The organism is Mesorhizobium sp. LjRoot246 (genome assembly GCF_964254115.1).
Lineage (GTDB): Bacteria > Pseudomonadota > Alphaproteobacteria > Rhizobiales > Rhizobiaceae > Mesorhizobium.
Genome location: NZ_CAXUSN020000001.1, coordinates 5,377,625 through 5,393,714, shown reverse-complemented (window position 1 = coordinate 5,393,714; position 16,090 = coordinate 5,377,625). Strand labels below are relative to the sequence as shown.

Genomic DNA, 16,090 nt, shown 5'->3' with positions numbered 1-16,090 from the left:
TATTGATTTGTGATCACACTTGCTTTGATCACGCTATTCGGCTTTAATTTCATCCGCAAGCCGAAAACCGGCCAAGAACGGAATTCCATGCAAAAGGCTGCCATCGAAAAGAACAACGAGGCGATCGCGGCCCAGCTTGCGCCGGTCGGCCGCGAGACTGTGCAGGACCGCGTCTATTCCGAACTGCGCCGCGCCCTGATCGGCGGCCTGTTCGAACCAAGCCAGGTGCTGACCATCCGTGGCCTGGCCGATGCCTTGGTCACCTCGACCATGCCGGTGCGCGAGGCGCTCGGCCGGCTAATCACCGAAAAGGCGCTGGAAGCGCTGCCTAACCGTTCGGTGCGCGTGCCGCCGATCACACTGGAGCGCCTCGACGATCTCTTGCGTGCGCGCATCCTGATCGAAGGCGAGGCGATCGCGCTGGCCGCCGCCCGCATGGGGCCGCGCCAGATCGCCACAATCGAAACCATTCTCGGCGAATGGGACGAGATGCGGGCGCTGAAGCACAAGAAGGACGTCGATCGCGAAGTGACGCTCAACCAGAGCTTTCACTTCGAGATCTACCGCTCCTGCGGCTCGGCCGTGCTAATCCCGATGATCGAGAGCCTGTGGCTGCAATCGGGTCCCTGCATCCGTGTCGCCATCTACGCCTTCTCGGAAGCCGGCGAGGTCGACACCGCCCAGTATCACCGCCGCATCGTCACGGCGCTGGCCTCGCAGGATGCGCAGGCGGCGCGCGAGTCGCTGGTCGCCGACATCAGCCGACCCTTCACCTTCCTGCGCAGCAAGCTGCAGGCCAATGCCGCGAAAGACCAGACATGACCGCCATCAGGATCACCGAACCACGTTCGAAGCTGTCCGTCACGGCGCTGCTGCTGCCCGAGAAGGCGCCGGAAAACGCTGCCTTCCTCTCGGCCTATCTCGGCACGCCACGCGTCGTCCCTGGCATCCATGCGATGTGGACGGGGCCTGAGATTTCCTGTCCGGTTCCATCAGCCGATATCGACGGCCAGGCCTATGCAAAACCGTTGCCGGCGGAGAACGCGACGCTGACGCCGCAGCCGGGCGACATCGTGCTGTCCTACGTGCCGCCACGCATGTGGGGCGGCAATCCCAATGCGATCTTCGACATCGGCCTCTATTACGGGCAGGGCGCGCGGCTCTTGTTCCCGATCGGCTGGCTGGCCGGCAGCGTGGTGGCGCAGGTGCGCGTCGAAGAGCGTGATCACTTCGCCGCCGCCTGCGGCGTCATCCGCCGCAACGGCGCCTGCGACGTCACCTTCAGTCTTGTGGAGATGTGACATGGCCGACGACAGTTTCGAACTCTTCGATCTTCGCGTCGAGGCGGTCATTCCCGAGGGCAAGCCGATCCATTGCGGTGCCAAGGCCGGCGACTATTTCGAACTCAAGGGCGAGATGCTGTCGATGCCGGCAGGGCAGGGTTTTTCGATCTATTCGATCTCGGCTGTATTGCCGCTGCTGGCGGCGAAGCAGCGCCCAACCCATCCGAACGACTGGATGACCTCGGACGCCGAGATCGCTTGTCCCGATCCAAATTGCGCCAGCCGGCTGCGGATCGTCAGGGTGGCCAAGCGGCGGTTCAGCCATGCCGAGACCACGGCCGTGCCGTTGCCGAAGGAGAATGACCTGAGATGACCGCCAAGACCTTCGAACTCGGCCCCGGCTACACCATCTCGCGCGTCATCCGCGGCGGCTGGCAGCTGGCCGGCGGCCACGGCGCCATCGACCGCAGCCAAGCGGTTGCCGACCTGATCGCCACCTTCGATGCCGGCATCTGGACCTATGATTGCGCCGACATCTACACCGGCGTCGAGGAACTGATCGGCGCGGCGCGGCTGCGGTTGGCCAGTGAGCGTGGCCTCGACGTTGCGGCCAGGATGAAAGTGCACACCAAGCTGGTGCCTGACCTGGAACGGTTGGCCAGCATCAGCCGCGACTATATCAGGGGCATCGTCGACCAGTCGTTGCGGCGGCTGAAGACCGAGCGGCTCGATCTCGTGCAGTTCCACTGGTGGGACTATGAACAGCCTCGCTATGTCGAGGCGATGGGCTGGCTGAACGAGCTGCGGCTCGAAGGCAAGGTGCGCAATCTCGGCACGACCAATTTCGACACGCCGAGGCTGGCCGAAATTCTAGCGGCCGGCATTCCGCTCGTCAGCCAGCAACTGCAATATTCGGTGCTCGACCAGCGGCCGGGCAACAGCCTTGCCGCGCTCGCAAAACAGAACGGCATCAGCTTCCTCTGCTACGGGTCGGTTGCTGGCGGTTTCCTCAGCGACAAATGGCTAGATATGGCCGAGCCGGTCACGCCACTCGAAAACCGCTCGCTGGTCAAATACAAGCTGATCATCGACGATTTCGGCGGCTGGGAGCTGTTCCAACACCTCCTTCAGGCGCTGAAGGCCGTTGGCGACCGCCACGGTGTCGACATCGCCACCATCGCCAGTGCCTGGGTGCTGGAGCAGCCGCAAGTGGCCGCCGTCATCGTCGGCGCCCGCAACCAGACGCATGCACTGGCCAATGCGGGTATCATGGACGTTGCGCTCGACGCCGAGGACCGGACGCGGATTGCTGCCGTCATCGCACAAGGCGCCGGCCTCGAGGGCGACGTCTACACGCTGGAGCGCGACCGCCACGGTCGTCACGGTTCGATCATGCATTACAACCTCAATGCGGGGAAGAAATGACCGGCGAACCCTCTCTGTTTTCACGCGCCAGCGCCGAAATCATCGACCTGCATCGCTTCTTCGTCGATTGGTTCGTCGCCGCGCGCGCCAATACGGTGGACTTCGGCCGCTTCGAACGCGCCATGGGCAAAGACCTCAGCATGGTGGCGCCGGACGGGCAGGTCCTCGATCGCGAAGCGGTCGTCGATCATGTCCGCTCAAGCCGCGCCTCCTGCGACGACGGTTTTGCCATTTCGATCGAGGACATCCGGCCCGGCTGGCAGGACGCCGATACCATCGTCGTCCTTTATGTCGAGGCGCAGCTGCGCGCGGGCAACCACAGTCGTCGCCAGTCGAGCGCCGTCTTCACCACCAGTTCATCGGCGCCCAACGGTGTCGAATGGCGACATCTGCATGAAACCTGGCTGCAGGTGCCGGAACGCTGAACAGGCTCCAGAATTCAAATACAGTCGAGTAACGAAAGGGGAACAACAATGACAAAGACGATACTCCAACTCACCACCGCGCTCGCCCTCGTCACGATGGCAGGTGCCGCGCAAGCCGCCGATTGCAAGATCACCGTCGGCCTCGTCATGGAGCTGACCGGTCCGGCCGGCGAATACGGCCAGGCCGGCGCCAAGTCGGTCGAGATGGCCTTCCGCGACATCAACGAAGCCGGCGGCGTGCGTGGCTGCGACCTGGCGACCGACACGCGCGACAGCCAGAGCCAGGGCAACATCGCGGTCGACGCCGCCACCCAGCTGGTTCAGGTCAAGAAGGTGCCGGTCATCATCGGCGGCATCATCTCGTCGGTGTCGATCCCGATCCTGACCTCGGTCACCGCGCCAGCCAAGATCGTCCAGGTCTCGCCGGCATCGTCCTCGCCGACGCTGACCGCGCTCGGTCGCGACGGCAAGACCAACGGCATCTTCTTCCGCACCATCACCTCGGATGCGCTGCAGGGCGTCGCCGCGGCCAAATATGCCATCGACAAAGGTTTCAAGAAGCTGTCGATCATCCATGTCAACAACGATTTCGGCGTCAACATGGTGGCCGAATTCTCGCGCGCCTACAAAGCGCTCGGCGGCACCATCGTCTCCGACACGCCCTATAACGAGAAGCAGTCGAGCTATGCCTCGGAAGTCACGGCAGCCATGGCAGGCGAGCCGGACGGGCTCTATCTCGTCAGCACGCCGGTCGACGGCGCCACGGTTGCCCGCACCTGGATTTCGCAGGGCGGCGTGCAGAAATTCCTGCTCAATGACGGCATGAACAGCCCTGACTTCATCGAATCCGTCGGCGCCGACTATCTGAAGGAAGCCTATGGCACGTCGTCCGGCACCAGCCCGACCGCCTCGACGGAGTATTTCACCAAGAACTACAAGGAATTCTCCGGCATCGAACCGTCCAATCCTGCGGCCGACCGTTCCTATGATGCCGGCGCCATTGTTGGCCTCGCCATCGCCATCGCCGGCTCCGAGGATCCAGCCAAGATCAAGGACGCTATGTACAAGGCGGTCGACCCGGCCGGCACGCCGATCTTTGCCGGCAAGGAAGAATTCGCCAAGGCGCTCGGGCTGATCAAGGACGGCAAGCCGATCCGCTACGAAGGCGTCATCGGTCCGGTCGCCTTCGACAAATACGGCGACATCACCGGCCCGTTCCGTCTGTGGAAGATCGTCGATGGCAAGGTGGCGACCGACGGTGAAATGACCACCGACGACGTCAACGCCCTGCAGGCGAAGCTCCAGTAGGTTTCATTCCTTTTTGTCCGGCATCGATTGCGTCAGCGTCGATGCCGGATGAAGAATATGGCTGCTTTGTTGCAGCGCTTCTGCCCGACGCTCAGGTCCGTTCCGTCGCGACCTGCCTGGGGATGAGAAAACGGGCGGCAAGCACGCAGAGCAGCACGGTGAACATCAGGATCAGCGCCACCAGCGCATTGATGTCGGGTGAGAAGCCAAGCCGCATCATCGCCCACAGCCTGACCGGCAGCGTGCTCTGCGTGCCGGTGACCAGTATGGTGATCATCGTCTCGTCGAACGACAGCGCGAAGGCCAGGATGGCGCCGCCAACCATGGCGCTCGACAGGTTCGGCAGAATGATGCGCCAGAACGTCTGCCAGCCCGTGGCACCGAGATCGTAGGACGCTTCGACCAGCGTGCGGCTCATCGACTGCAGCCGCATCAGCACCGTGCGGTAGACGATCGCCAGCACGAACACCGTGTGGCCGATGACGACCGTCAGCAGCGACCGTTCGAGGTGGATCTCGCGGAAGAAGATCAGCAATGCCAGGCCGCTGATGATGGGCGGCATCAGGAACGGCAGGAAGATGATGAACTGCAGGATGGACCGTCCGGAGCGGCGCCCATGATAGTAGAGCGCCAGCAGCGTTCCGCTGACCACCGACAGGATGACGGTGCAGACGCCGACGATCAGCGTGGTGCGCAAGGCGGCCAATATGTCGTGATTTTCAACCAGCGCGACATAGGTCGCAAGGGTCGGCGACGACCAGTCGACATTGCCATGCGAAATGGTGAAGAACGACGACACGATCGGCACGAACAGCGGGCTGTAGAGCAGCACCGCAACCAGTGCCGTGATCGCGGCCAGGAAGATGGTGGACAGTCGGGGCAGGGCACTCATACCGAAATCCCCCGGTTGCGCCCGAAGCGTTCGCCGATGAGGATTGCCGCGATCACCACGACCGCCAGCGCCACCGACAGCGCTGCGCCGAACGGCCAGTTATAGGCTGTGCCGAACTGGCTGTAGAGGATGCGGCCGAAGGTGAAGCCGCTGATCCCGCCGACCATTTGCGGCGTCAGGAAATCGCCGATCGCCAGCACGAAGACGAAGCTCGCCGCCGAGGCGACGCCGGGCAGGCTGAGCGGCAAGGTGATGCGCAGGAATGTCTGCAAGCCGCTGGCCCCCAGATCATCTGAAGCGCGCAGCAGCACCTGCGGAATCCGCTCCAGCGACAGGAAGATCGGCAGGATGGCGAAGGGGATCAGGAGCAGGGTCAGCGTCAGCAGGATAGCGTTCATGTTGAACACGAAAAGCGTCGACGGTTCCTGCAGGATACCGAGCGCCACCAGCGCCTTGTTGAGGAAACCGTTGAGGCCAAGGATGCTGCGGATCGCATAGATCTTGATGACGTAGCTCATCAGCAGCGGCACCAGCAGCAGCATCAGCAAGGCGTAGCGCCAGCGGCCTTTCAGCATCGTCAGGAAATAGGCGGCAGGATAGGCGAGCAGGATGCAGATGATGGCCACCGAGACGCACAGAACGATGGTATTCCAGAACACCGGAAGAAAGACCGGATCGGTGAAGAACCTGACATAGTTGCCCAGTGACAAGTCGTAGACGATCGTGCCCTGATCGACGCTGAAGAAGCTGTAACCGAGGAAGATCGCCAGCGGCACCAGGACAAAGATCACCGGCAAGGCAAACGCCAGCACTGTCACCAGCAGCGACAGCCGTCTTTCCGCAGGCTGTGTCGGACCGGCTTCGCTCATGCCAGCACCAGATGGCCTTCATGCGGCGCAAACGAAAACGATACAGCCTCGCCGGATTTGAGCGCGCTGCCATCGACCCGGCTCGGCACGCGCAGCCGCAAGCGTTGCGCGGCATTGTCGGCGCCGGCCGTGATGGTGGCGACGGTCGACGAGCCGGCAAAGGCCATGTCGGAGATCGTGCCGGAAAAACGGTTGTCGGTGTCCTTTGCATCCGCAAGGTGCAAGGCTTCTGGACGGAATGCGGCGTAGGCGCTGGCGCCATCCGCCGCGGCTTTCAGATGCGGCTGGCTGCTGATCGAGCAGATCAGGCGCCCGAGCGCCGTCTCGATCGATCGCAGCTCGCCCTGGACCGGTCCGAGTTTCCCAGCCACCAGATTGTTCTCGCCGAAGAAGCGCGCGACGAACTCGCAATTCGGTCTGTAGTAAAGATCGTGCGGCGTGCCGAGCTGGCGGATATGGCCGGCCTCCATCACGCAGATCCGATCGGCCATGCCGATGGCTTCTTCCTGGTCGTGGGTGACGAACAGGAAGGTGGTCCTGATTTCGCGCTGGATGGACTTCAGGAATACCTGCATTTGCCGGCGCAGTTCGAGGTCGAGCGCCGCCAGCGGCTCGTCGAGCAGGATCAGGCGCGGCTGGCAGATCAGCGCACGGGCGAGCGCGACGCGCTGGCGCTGGCCGCCGGAGAGCTGCGCCGGAAAGCGGTCGGCGAACCGGCCGAGCTGGACCAGATCCAGCGCCTCCGCGACACGGCGCGCAATCTCCTTGCGCTGGACATGGCGAACCGAAAGCCCGTAGCCGACATTGCCGGAAACGGTCAGGTGCGGGAACAGCGCATAGTCCTGAAACACGGTGTTGAACGGCCGCCGGTTGATCGGCATGCGGCTGATGTCCTGGCCGTCCAGACGGATATCGCCTGAGGTCAGCGGCTCCAGCCCACCGATCAGCCGCAGCACCGTGGTCTTGCCGGAGCCGGATGGTCCAAGAACGGTGAGGAACTCACCGTCCCGGATCGACAGGTCGATGTCGTGCAGCACGGGAACCGTGCCGTAGGATTTCGAGACGGACCGCAGCGTCAGCAGGTCGGTGGTCTGGTTCATGAAATACTCTCGCATACGCTTCGGCGGTCCGGAACCTCCGGACCGCCGGGTCCTTTGAAGGCAGAGTGCGGAACGGTCAGGGCGTGGCCTTGACCTCGTTCCACATGTCCGAACGCTTGAGCGGGTCCTCGACATTGTTGAGCCAGACCAGTCTGTCGTTGCCGCCGGCGCTGCCGGTTTCCGTCACCGTGTTGCCGAAGCCGGTGCGCTCGGAAAGCTCGCCGCTGACCTTCTTGCTCAGCATGAAGTCGATCCATTTCTCGGCCGCCGCATTGTCACGGACGCCCTTGGAAATGACCCAGTTGTCGAGCCAGGCAAGCGCGCCCTCGCTTGGGTTGACGTAGGCGACATGGGCGCCGATCTTCTGCAGCGCCTTGACCTGCTGCTGGCCGTAATTGGCCCAGATCAGGGCAACGTCGTTGTTCTGGTAGATCTGCTGCGCCTCGTCGGCGGTGGTGTAGAAGCTCAGCACGTTGCGCTTGAGTTCGACCAGCTTGGCCTTGACCGCCGCCATCTGCTCTTCGTTGAGGTTGAACGGATCCTTGTAGCCGAGCGTCAGTGCGGTGAACGAGAAATTGTGCTCGCCATTGTCGTAGGCCAGCACCTTGCCCTTGTAGGCCGGGTCCCACAGAACCGACATCGAGGTCGGCGCCGGCTTGACCTTGTCGGTGTCGTAGATCAGGCCGATGGAGTCGAAGCAGAACGGAATGCCGTAAACCTTGCCGTCCTTGGTGACGCCGCTCACTGCCGTCAGATCGCGGAAGCGCGGCAGCACTTCCTTCTGATTGGCGAGCTTGGTGACGTCGATCGGCGACACCAGATCGGCCTTGATATAGCGCTGCAACTGGGCGGTGTTGACGGCGAAGACGTCGAAGTCTTGGCCTTCGCTGCCCTTGATCTTGGCCCAGATCTCGTCATCGCTGCCGATGAAGACGACATCGACGCCGATGCCGGTCGCGGCGGTAAAGTCCTTGACCCAGTCGGCATCGGCGTAGCCGTCCCAGGCCAGAACCCGCAGGTTCGCGGCGAGCGTTGCCGATGTCATCAGGCCGATGCCGAGCCCGATCGTTGCCATTCTCAGAAACAGTTTTTTCAGTCCCATTTTCAATCTCCCATTGTCATTCTGGTGGACCGCGGTTTCCGGACTTTCGTCGTCACAGCTGGGTGACGGCGACCAGTCCCTCGTCCGGCACCGACACCATCCGGTTGCGCAGTGGCTTGCCGAATGTCTGTGCCTGGATTTCATACTCGTCGCCGGAAGCCGTCTTGACGCCGGAGGCGTAACTCATCACCGCCGCACCGAAGAAATAGGCATGCAGGTCGCCCGCCCTGCGGTGCATCGGGTAGCGGAAATGGAAGTGTTCGAGATTGCCGATCGAGTGCGACATGTGCGCCTCGCCCGACAGGAACTCCTGCTCCCAGATGACAGCGCCGTCGCGCAGGATGCGCGAGTGGCCGCGCACCTCGTCAGGCAGGTCGCCGATCAGCAGCTCCGGCCCGATCGAGCAGGAGCGCAGCTTGGAATGGGCGAGGTAGAGGTAGTTCTCGGCTTCCGTCACATGGTCGGAATATTCATTGCCGAGCGCATAGCCGATGCGGTAGGGGCGGCCGTCCGGCCCGTTGACATAGAGGCCGACGATCTCGGCCTCTTCGGCGCCGGCGCGCGCGAAGGCCGGCATCGGTAGCTCGGCACCGGGCGGCACGACACAGGTGCCGACGCCCTTGAAGAACCATTCGGGCTGGATCCCGATCTGTCCGGCGGCGGGCTTGCCGCCTTCCAGGCCCATGCGGAAGATCTTCAGCGAATCCGATTCCTCGGCATCCTCGCCATGGGTCAGCACATGCATCTTGTCGCGTGCGGCGGCACTTCCGGTATGGGTCAGGCCGGTGCCGGTGACGAGGAAGCGCGCCGGTTCCGGATGGTCGACTGGGGCCAACACGCGGCCATCGTGCAACAGCTGGTCGTAGTCGATCGTCGCTATGCCGGTCCGCTTCCCAACCAGCGCCGCTATCGACGTGCCCTGGGCGATCGCCGCTTCGGCCAGCTCCAGCACGCTGCTGGTCTTTTCGAGCGGGTGCAGATGATTGCCGTCATCGGAGACACGGCCAACCCGTCTGCTGCCGTCGGCCATTGTGAACTGAACAAGACGCATGAACTAACCTTCTTCCTTTACAGCCGTACGGGTCACACCCAGCCCGCGTCGACGATGAACTGCTGGCTGGTGCACATGCGGCTGTCGTCGGCTGCTAGGAACAGCGCCATGCGTGCGATATCGGAGGGTTGCAGCCGGTCGGGCAGGCATTGCCTTTCCGCGATCTGGCGTTCGCCCGCCGGGTTTAGCCACAGGCGCATCTGGCGCTCCGTCATCACCCAGCCCGGCACCATGCAGTTGACGCGGATGCGTTCGGGGCCAAGCTCGCGGGCCAGCGCCCGCGTCATGCCGTAAACAGCGGCTTTCGCGGTGACATAGGCTGGGCAATCCGGATCGCCGACCATCCAGGTGATGGAGCCGAAATTGATGATCGAGCCGCTGCCCGCCGCGCTCATCTGCGGACGCACCGCCTGCGCCGCGAAGAACTGGTGGCGCAGATTGACCGCCATGCGGTCGTCCCAGTAGGCCACCGTCACGTCCTTGGTCTGGTGGCGGTCGTCGTTGCCGGCATTGTTGCACAGCACCTGGATGGGGCCGTTGTGCTGCATCGCTTGCGCGGTTGCCGCCTGCAGTTGCTCTACGTCGCGCAGGTCGCAGGGAATGAACAGTGGCGCGACATGTCCCTCGGCCGCAATCGCGTCGACCAGGCGTTGGGACGGTTCCTCGGCCAGATCGACAAAGGTGACACGGCTGCCTTGCGCGCAGAAATGGCGCACCAGGCTTTCGCCGATGCCGCTGCCGCCACCGGTGATGAACACGCTGCGGCCCTTGAGGCTGGGGTAGGTGGCGTAGCCGCCGATTTCATCCGTCATCGCGCGCCTCTCTAGTGCGAATGCCGAGGGATGCCGGCATCGCGTCGGCCGACGAGAAAGTCGAAATCGCAGCCCTTGTCGGCCTGCAGAACGCGCTCGACATAAAGGCTCTGATAGCCGCCTTCGGGCGGCGCCGGCGGCTTCCAGTCGCGCCGGCGGATCGCCAGTTCCTCATCCGACACCAAAAGCTCCAGCCGGCGGCCGGCGACGTCGAGCTCGATGAGATCGCCGTCGCGCACCAGCGCCAGCGCGCCACCTGCGGCTGCCTCAGGTGCCACATGCAGAACCACGGTGCCGTAGGCGGTGCCGCTCATGCGCGCGTCCGAAATGCGCACCATGTCGGAGACGCCTTGCTTGAGCAGCTTGGCCGGCAGCGGCATGTTGCCGACCTCGGCCATTCCGGGATAACCGCGGGGTCCGCAGTTCTTCAGCACCATCACCGAGGAGGCATCGATATCCAGCTCCGGATCGTCGATGCGCGCGTAGCAGTGCTCGATGTTCTCGAAAACCACCGCCTTGCCGCGATGCTGCATCAGCGCGGGCGTTGCCGCGGACGGCTTGATGACCGCCCCGTCAGGCGCCAAATTGCCGCGCAGGATGGAGATGCCGCCTTCCTTGGTCAGCGGCTGGCTCAGCGGCCGGATCACCTCGCTGTTGTAGTTGGGCGCGCCGTCGATCAATTCACCGATGGTCTTGGCGCTGACGGTCATGGCGTCGCGATGAAGAAGCCCCACTTCATCAAGCGACGCCATGACCGCAGCTAGCCCCCCGGCGTAGTAGAAATCTTCCATCAGGAATCGGCCCGACGGCATCAAATCGACAATGGTTGGAACGTCACGGCCAAGGCGGTCCCAGTCCTCGAGGCTGAGATCGACGCCGACCCGGTTGGCGATGGCGATCAGATGCAGCACCGCATTGGTCGAGCCGCCGATCGCGCCGTTGACGCGAATGGCGTTCTCGAACGCTTGCCTGGTGAGGATCTGCGCGATCGTCACGTCCCTGCGCACGAGATCGACGATCTGGCGTCCGGCCATCTGCGCGAGCACGCCACGGCGCGAATCCACAGCCGGGATCGCGGCATTGTCCGGCATGCCGATGCCGAGCGCCTCGACCATGCTGGCCATGGTCGAAGCCGTTCCCATCGTCATGCAGCTGCCCGCGGACCGGCTCTGGCCCTGCTCGGCGGCGAGGAAGTCGGCGACCGGCATGCGGCCGGCCTTCACTTCCTCGGCGAATTTCCAGACGTGGGTACCCGAGCCGATATCCTGTCCGCGGAACTTGCCGTTGAGCATCGGCCCGCCGGAAACCGCGATGGTCGGCAGATTGCACGACGCAGCGCCCATCAAGAGTGCCGGCGTGGTCTTGTCGCAGCCGACCAGCAGGATGACGCCGTCGATCGGATTGCCGCGGATGGACTCTTCGACATCCATGCTGACCAGATTGCGAAACAGCATGGCGGTGGGTCGCATGTTGCTCTCGCCCAGCGACATCACCGGGAATTCGAGCGGCAGGCCGCCGGCTTCATAGACGCCGCGCTTGACGTGATCGGCGAGTGCCCGCAGGTGCGCGTTGCACGGGGTCAATTCCGACCAGGTGTTGCAGATGCCGATCACCGGGCGGCCGTCGAAAGCGTCGGCGGGGATGCCCTGGTTCTTCATCCAGCTGCGGTGCATGAACGCGTTTTTGCCTTCGCCGCCGAACCAGGCCTCGGACCGCAGCTTGCGTTTGGTGTCCGTCACGATGTCTGTTCCCGATCCTGGCGGCGCCTGTTGCGGTTGTCGACGCTGCGGCGCACGTCCTCCTCGGCATTGTCGATAAGCACCAGCAGCGCTTTTTGCGCACCAATGGCGTCGCCGGATGCAATCTTTTCGGCCACTTCCCGATGCAGCGGCAAAGAATGGCGCTGCCCTTCCGGATTGTCGTTGGAGAGGCGAAAGCTCATCATCAGTGCGGTTTCGACCAGTGCCGCCAGCGAGCCGATCAGCTCGTTGCCGGTCATGCGCAGGATGGTCTGGTGGAACAAAAGGTCGGGCTTGGCGAAGCGGTCGCCGTCGTCGACCACGGCTTCCATTTCGGCCAGCGCGGCATTGATCTCGGCAATCTGCGCCGGCGTGGCGCGCTGGGCGGCGAGTGCGGCCGACATCGGTTCGATGGCTCGCCGCAGCTCAAACAGCGCCCGGACATCCTCGGCGCTGACGCCGCTGGCATAGCGCCAGGACAGGACATCGGGGTCGAGGAAATTCCAGTCGGAACGGGGACGCACCCGTGTGCCGGTCTTCGGCCGCGATTCGACGAGCCCCTTGCCTGCCAGCACCTTGATCGCCTCGCGCAGCACCGTGCGGCTGACCCCCAGCATCTCGCTGGAATCGTCGGCATTGGGCAGTGCCTCGCCGGGCAGGAAATCGCCTTGCACGATGCGCAGTCCGATCTGCTCAACGACGGTCGCATGCAATGCCGTCGAGCCGCTGGAAACCGCCACCGCAACCCTTGACGTGCGCGCCGTGCTGAAAGATTTCTTATTCTTCATACTATTCATATGATATGTCTTATCGGCATTGCGATTGGAGTCAAGGGATGGGCGCGTGCCGATGACAAAGAATTCCGCTGCCGTTGCCGAGCAGCACCAAGAGCTGATCTCGATCAGCGATGGCATTGCGAGTGTGGAGATTGCCCCGGCCGCCGGCGGCGCCGTGGCGTCTTACCGCTGGCGGCAAAACGGATCCGTTGTGGACTGGCTGCGCCCTGCGGATCCAGCGGCGATCGATAGTCGCCATGCCGGCGCCATGGCCTGCTTCCCGCTGGTTCCCTATTCCAATCGCATAAGGGGTGGCCGCTTCGTATTCGCCGGCCGCACCGTCGAACTGCCGACCAGCTCCGACGATCCGCACCATGAGCATGGCCATGGCTGGCGTCGGCCATGGACAGTCGCGCGGCACGATGCCAGCGCCACCGTGCTATCCTATCGCCATGCCGCCGATTCCTGGCCGTGGAGCTATGAGGCAAGGCAAGCGATCTCGCTGGTTGATGGCGGGCTGGTCATTGCCATCTCGCTGCGCAACCTCTCGGACGCGCCGATGCCGGCAGGCTTCGGGCTGCATCCCTATTTCCCGTCGACGCCGTGGACGCATGTCCAGGCGCGGGTGTCCGGCATGTGGGAGACCGATGCGGAAATCCTGCCCACCCGGCACGTCCTGCCGCCTGCTGGCTCCAACCCGACCACGGGCTTCGATGTGTCGGAGACGGACTTCGACACCGTCTTCACCGGATGGGCGCGCCGTGCCCGGATCTCCTGGCCGGAGCATGGGCGGCAACTGGACATCGAGGCAGAGGCGCCGCTCGATTTCCTCGTCCTCTACACGCCGCCGGGCGAACCGTTCTTTTGCGCCGAGCCGGTCAGCAACGTCACCGATGCCTTCAACCGCAGGGGTGGCGCGGGTATCGACACCGGCTGCATCGTACTGGCACCCGGGCAGATGCGATCCGCAAGCGTTCGCTTCACGCCTTCACAGGCGATCTGATCGCCCAAGTCGAATCGCCCAATGCGAGGCCAGATCAGAACGGATAATGCTGGCCGGGATCCTCGATCGTCACCCAGCGCATATCAGTGAACTCGGCGATCGAGGCCTTGCCGCCGAAGCGGCCATAGCCCGAGCCCTTGACGCCGCCGAACGGCATCTGCGCTTCGTCGCCGACGGTCGGGCCGTTGATGTGGCAGATGCCAGCTTCGATGCGCGCGGCGACCGCCATGGCACGCTTGATGTCGCGGCTGAACACGGCTGACGAGAGGCCATATTCGGTGTCGTTGGCGACACGCACGGCCTCATCCTCGCCCTTCACCCGGATCACCGGCTTGACCGGTCCGAAGGATTCTTCGGCGTAGACGCGCATCGCCGGCGTGACATGGTCGAGCAAAGTTGCTTCGACCACGGTGCCGGTGCGCTTGCCGCCGGCCACCAGCCTGGCGCCCTTGGCGACGGCATCCGCAACCAGCTCCTCCATCTTGTCGGCTGCCTCGCTGCTGATCAGCGATCCGAGCACGACATGGCCGCGCGGATCGCCGGCCGGCAGTTTTGAAGCGCGGGCGGCGAGTTTAGAGACAAATTCATCGGCGACTTTCTCATCGACGATCAGCCTCTCGGTCGACATGCAGATCTGGCCCTGATGCATGAAGGCGCCGAACGTCGCGGCATTCACCGCCGCGTCGATGTCGGCGTCATCAAGCACCAGCAGCGGTGCCTTGCCGCCGAGTTCGAGCAACGCCGGCTTCAGGTGTCGGCCGGCGAGTTCGGCGATGATCCTGCCGACCTTGGTCGAGCCGGTGAAGTTGACGCGCTTGACCGAGGGATGCGCGACCAGCGCCTCGACGATGCCGGCGGCATACTTGGGATCGTTGGTGACGACATTGATGACGCCCTTCGGCAGGCCGGCTTCGACCAGAACCTGGCCGATCAGCCGGTGCGTACCGGGGCACATTTCTGAGGCCTTCAGCACCACGGTGTTGCCGCAGGCGATCGGCATTGCGATGGCGCGGGTGCCGAGAATGACCGGCGCGTTCCACGGCGCGATGCCGAGGCACACACCCGCAGGCTGGCGGATCGCCATGGCCAGCGTGCCCGGCTTGTCCGACGGGATGATCTCCCCCGAAATCTGCGTCGTCATCGCCGCTGCCTCGCGCAGCATGTTGGCCGCCAGCATCACGTTGAAGCCGGCCCAGGGGCCGGTCGCACCAGTCTCCTCCGTCATCAGCCTGGTGAATTCGGCGACCTTCGAGGCCATCACGTCAGCAGCCTTTGACAGCAAGGCGCGGCGCTCGCCAGGCCCGGTCTTCGACCATGCTGGGAAGGCCGCCGCTGCGGCCTCGACCGCGGCATTGGCGTCGGCAATGCTGGCTGCGGCGGCGCGCGTCGCCAGCTTGCCGGTGAACGGGTCCATGCGGTCGTAGGAGGCCGAGCCGGACGCATCCCTTTTGTCGCCGTCGATCAGAAGTCCGATATCCATTGTTCTCTCCCTCGCTCGCAGTGGAGCATCGCAAAATCTAGAAGCCGAGCACCTCGGCATTGATCGAGGCCTCGAGGCCGCCATCCACCGGCACATTGGCGCCGTTGACCCAGCGCGCTCCGTCCGAGCACAGGAACAGCACCACCGGCGCGATATCGCCCGATGTGCCGGCGCGCCCGACCCTGGCAATGTCGCTGTCGACGCGGGCGTCGCCGAGCACGCTGCGGAACTGTTTCAGGATCGGCGTCTCGACAGGGCCGGGGCTCACCGCGTTGACGCGGATGCCACGGCGTTTGAACAGATCCTGATGCGCCGCGCGGAAGGTCCACAACAGCAGCAACTCCTTGGAGACGGGATAGCCTTCCTCGTCCCTGACCGCGTGAGTGCGGACCACGTCGGCAACATCGGGGAAGCCTTCGATGCCGACCATCGAGGCGGCGCGGTTGAGATTGGCGCGCCAGCCATAGCCGGCGATCGAGGCGACGTTGACGATGGCGCCGCCTTCACGAAGTCTTGGCGCCAGACCTTCCGACAGAGCCCGCAACCCGAAGAAATTGACGGCCAGCGTCGACGCCGCGCCGGTGTTGCCGGAGAGGCCGGCGACGTTGCAGAGCGCGTCGAGCTGCTGCGGCAGGCGGGCGATCAGCCCGTCGACACCGGCCTTCGACGAGATATCGGCCTTGACGAAGCAGCCGACCGGAGCAGCCGGCTCGCGCACATCGACGCCGATCACATCGGCGCCAAGTTGGCCGGCGAGTTCCGCCGTGCGCGCGCCGATGCCGGAGGCGACACCGGTGATGAGGATCGTCTTGCCGAAAAGCATGG

17 protein-coding genes are annotated in these 16,090 nt (G+C 64.1%); 7 read left to right on the top strand and 10 right to left on the bottom strand.

The window, feature by feature from the left end; genetic code table 11:
* The first annotated feature begins 87 nt into the window (after nucleotides 1-87).
* The 6 genes from ACSQ3L_RS26480 to ACSQ3L_RS26455 are packed head-to-tail and all read left to right on the top strand — an operon-like array spanning nucleotide 88 to nucleotide 4,441.
* Entirely contained in the window at nucleotides 88-822 is a 735-nt protein-coding gene (locus ACSQ3L_RS26480; protein WP_436162588.1) for a GntR family transcriptional regulator, read from the top strand.
* Nucleotides 819-1,301: a DUF3830 family protein gene (locus ACSQ3L_RS26475; protein ID WP_436162587.1), complete on the top strand. Its 483-nt coding sequence runs from the start codon at nucleotides 819-821 to the stop codon at nucleotides 1,299-1,301. Before ACSQ3L_RS26480 ends, ACSQ3L_RS26475 begins: the two co-directional genes overlap by 4 nt.
* A gap of 1 nt (nucleotide 1,302) precedes the next feature.
* Complete coding sequence (locus ACSQ3L_RS26470; RefSeq protein WP_436162586.1) at nucleotides 1,303-1,656, top strand: TIGR04076 family protein; 354 nt, start codon at nucleotides 1,303-1,305, stop codon at nucleotides 1,654-1,656.
* Entirely contained in the window at nucleotides 1,653-2,708 is a 1,056-nt protein-coding gene (locus ACSQ3L_RS26465) for an aldo/keto reductase (protein ID WP_436162585.1), read from the top strand. The genes ACSQ3L_RS26470 and ACSQ3L_RS26465 overlap by 4 nt, the downstream gene beginning before the upstream one ends.
* Nucleotides 2,705-3,133: a hypothetical protein gene (locus ACSQ3L_RS26460; protein WP_436162584.1), complete on the top strand. Its 429-nt coding sequence runs from the start codon at nucleotides 2,705-2,707 to the stop codon at nucleotides 3,131-3,133. Before ACSQ3L_RS26465 ends, ACSQ3L_RS26460 begins: the two co-directional genes overlap by 4 nt.
* Before the next feature lie 48 nt (nucleotides 3,134-3,181).
* Nucleotides 3,182-4,441, top strand: coding sequence for an ABC transporter substrate-binding protein (locus ACSQ3L_RS26455; RefSeq protein ID WP_436162583.1), 1,260 nt, complete (start codon nucleotides 3,182-3,184; stop codon nucleotides 4,439-4,441).
* 91 nt (nucleotides 4,442-4,532) lie between these two features.
* Here the strand turns inward: ACSQ3L_RS26455 and ACSQ3L_RS26450 are convergent, their stop codons facing one another.
* From ACSQ3L_RS26450 to ACSQ3L_RS26415, 8 genes are all read right to left on the bottom strand, one after another.
* A complete protein-coding gene (locus ACSQ3L_RS26450; RefSeq protein WP_436162582.1) occupies nucleotides 4,533-5,333 on the bottom strand; it encodes an ABC transporter permease in 801 nt (266 codons plus the stop codon).
* Entirely contained in the window at nucleotides 5,330-6,202 is an 873-nt protein-coding gene (locus tag ACSQ3L_RS26445; protein ID WP_436162581.1) for an ABC transporter permease, read from the bottom strand. The genes ACSQ3L_RS26450 and ACSQ3L_RS26445 overlap by 4 nt, the downstream gene beginning before the upstream one ends.
* Nucleotides 6,199-7,302, bottom strand: a complete 1,104-nt coding sequence (locus ACSQ3L_RS26440; protein WP_436162580.1) for an ABC transporter ATP-binding protein — start codon at nucleotides 7,300-7,302, stop codon at nucleotides 6,199-6,201. The genes ACSQ3L_RS26445 and ACSQ3L_RS26440 overlap by 4 nt, the downstream gene beginning before the upstream one ends.
* A 76-nt stretch (nucleotides 7,303-7,378) precedes the next feature.
* A complete protein-coding gene (locus tag ACSQ3L_RS26435; protein ID WP_436162579.1) occupies nucleotides 7,379-8,404 on the bottom strand; it encodes an ABC transporter substrate-binding protein in 1,026 nt (341 codons plus the stop codon).
* Nucleotides 8,405-8,456: 52 nt separating this feature from the next.
* Entirely contained in the window at nucleotides 8,457-9,455 is a 999-nt protein-coding gene (gene araD1 / locus ACSQ3L_RS26430; protein ID WP_436162578.1) for an AraD1 family protein, read from the bottom strand.
* 32 nt (nucleotides 9,456-9,487) lie between these two features.
* A complete protein-coding gene (locus tag ACSQ3L_RS26425) occupies nucleotides 9,488-10,267 on the bottom strand; it encodes an SDR family NAD(P)-dependent oxidoreductase (protein WP_436162577.1) in 780 nt (259 codons plus the stop codon).
* An 11-nt stretch (nucleotides 10,268-10,278) separates the two neighbouring features.
* Complete coding sequence (locus ACSQ3L_RS26420) at nucleotides 10,279-12,006, bottom strand: IlvD/Edd family dehydratase (RefSeq protein WP_436162576.1); 1,728 nt, start codon at nucleotides 12,004-12,006, stop codon at nucleotides 10,279-10,281.
* Nucleotides 12,003-12,794, bottom strand: coding sequence for a FadR/GntR family transcriptional regulator (locus tag ACSQ3L_RS26415; RefSeq protein WP_436162575.1), 792 nt, complete (start codon nucleotides 12,792-12,794; stop codon nucleotides 12,003-12,005). Before ACSQ3L_RS26415 ends, ACSQ3L_RS26420 begins: the two co-directional genes overlap by 4 nt.
* Nucleotides 12,795-12,855: 61 nt before the next feature.
* On the opposite strand from ACSQ3L_RS26415, the gene ACSQ3L_RS26410 reads away from it, so the two are divergent.
* On the top strand, nucleotides 12,856-13,785 hold the full coding sequence (locus tag ACSQ3L_RS26410) for an aldose 1-epimerase (RefSeq protein WP_436162574.1): 930 nt from the start codon (nucleotides 12,856-12,858) through the stop codon (nucleotides 13,783-13,785).
* Between the two features lie 34 nt (nucleotides 13,786-13,819).
* Here the strand turns inward: ACSQ3L_RS26410 and ACSQ3L_RS26405 are convergent, their stop codons facing one another.
* Together ACSQ3L_RS26405 and ACSQ3L_RS26400 are read right to left on the bottom strand one after the other, a co-directional pair.
* A complete protein-coding gene (locus tag ACSQ3L_RS26405; RefSeq protein ID WP_436162573.1) occupies nucleotides 13,820-15,265 on the bottom strand; it encodes an aldehyde dehydrogenase in 1,446 nt (481 codons plus the stop codon).
* Between the two features lie 37 nt (nucleotides 15,266-15,302).
* The gene (locus tag ACSQ3L_RS26400) at nucleotides 15,303-16,088 is read right to left on the bottom strand and encodes a coniferyl-alcohol dehydrogenase (protein WP_436163530.1); all 786 of its coding nucleotides are present in this window, start codon (nucleotides 16,086-16,088) and stop codon (nucleotides 15,303-15,305) included.
* Nucleotides 16,089-16,090: the final 2 nt, after the last annotated feature.

Coding starts and splice junctions, on each gene's coding strand:
- ACSQ3L_RS26480 (WP_436162588.1), top strand. CDS start 88: ATGCAAAAGGCTGCCATCGAAAAGAACAACGAGGCGATCGCGGCCCAG.
- ACSQ3L_RS26475 (WP_436162587.1), top strand. CDS start 819: ATGACCGCCATCAGGATCACCGAACCACGTTCGAAGCTGTCCGTCACG.
- ACSQ3L_RS26470 (WP_436162586.1), top strand. CDS start 1,303: ATGGCCGACGACAGTTTCGAACTCTTCGATCTTCGCGTCGAGGCGGTC.
- ACSQ3L_RS26465 (WP_436162585.1), top strand. CDS start 1,653: ATGACCGCCAAGACCTTCGAACTCGGCCCCGGCTACACCATCTCGCGC.
- ACSQ3L_RS26460 (WP_436162584.1), top strand. CDS start 2,705: ATGACCGGCGAACCCTCTCTGTTTTCACGCGCCAGCGCCGAAATCATC.
- ACSQ3L_RS26455 (WP_436162583.1), top strand. CDS start 3,182: ATGACAAAGACGATACTCCAACTCACCACCGCGCTCGCCCTCGTCACG.
- ACSQ3L_RS26450 (WP_436162582.1), bottom strand. CDS start 5,333: ATGAGTGCCCTGCCCCGACTGTCCACCATCTTCCTGGCCGCGATCACG.
- ACSQ3L_RS26445 (WP_436162581.1), bottom strand. CDS start 6,202: ATGAGCGAAGCCGGTCCGACACAGCCTGCGGAAAGACGGCTGTCGCTG.
- ACSQ3L_RS26440 (WP_436162580.1), bottom strand. CDS start 7,302: ATGAACCAGACCACCGACCTGCTGACGCTGCGGTCCGTCTCGAAATCC.
- ACSQ3L_RS26435 (WP_436162579.1), bottom strand. CDS start 8,404: ATGGGACTGAAAAAACTGTTTCTGAGAATGGCAACGATCGGGCTCGGC.
- araD1 (WP_436162578.1), bottom strand. CDS start 9,455: ATGCGTCTTGTTCAGTTCACAATGGCCGACGGCAGCAGACGGGTTGGC.
- ACSQ3L_RS26425 (WP_436162577.1), bottom strand. CDS start 10,267: ATGACGGATGAAATCGGCGGCTACGCCACCTACCCCAGCCTCAAGGGC.
- ACSQ3L_RS26415 (WP_436162575.1), bottom strand. CDS start 12,794: ATGAAGAATAAGAAATCTTTCAGCACGGCGCGCACGTCAAGGGTTGCG.
- ACSQ3L_RS26410 (WP_436162574.1), top strand. CDS start 12,856: ATGACAAAGAATTCCGCTGCCGTTGCCGAGCAGCACCAAGAGCTGATC.
- ACSQ3L_RS26405 (WP_436162573.1), bottom strand. CDS start 15,265: ATGGATATCGGACTTCTGATCGACGGCGACAAAAGGGATGCGTCCGGC.
- ACSQ3L_RS26400 (WP_436163530.1), bottom strand. CDS start 16,088: ATGCTTTTCGGCAAGACGATCCTCATCACCGGTGTCGCCTCCGGCATC.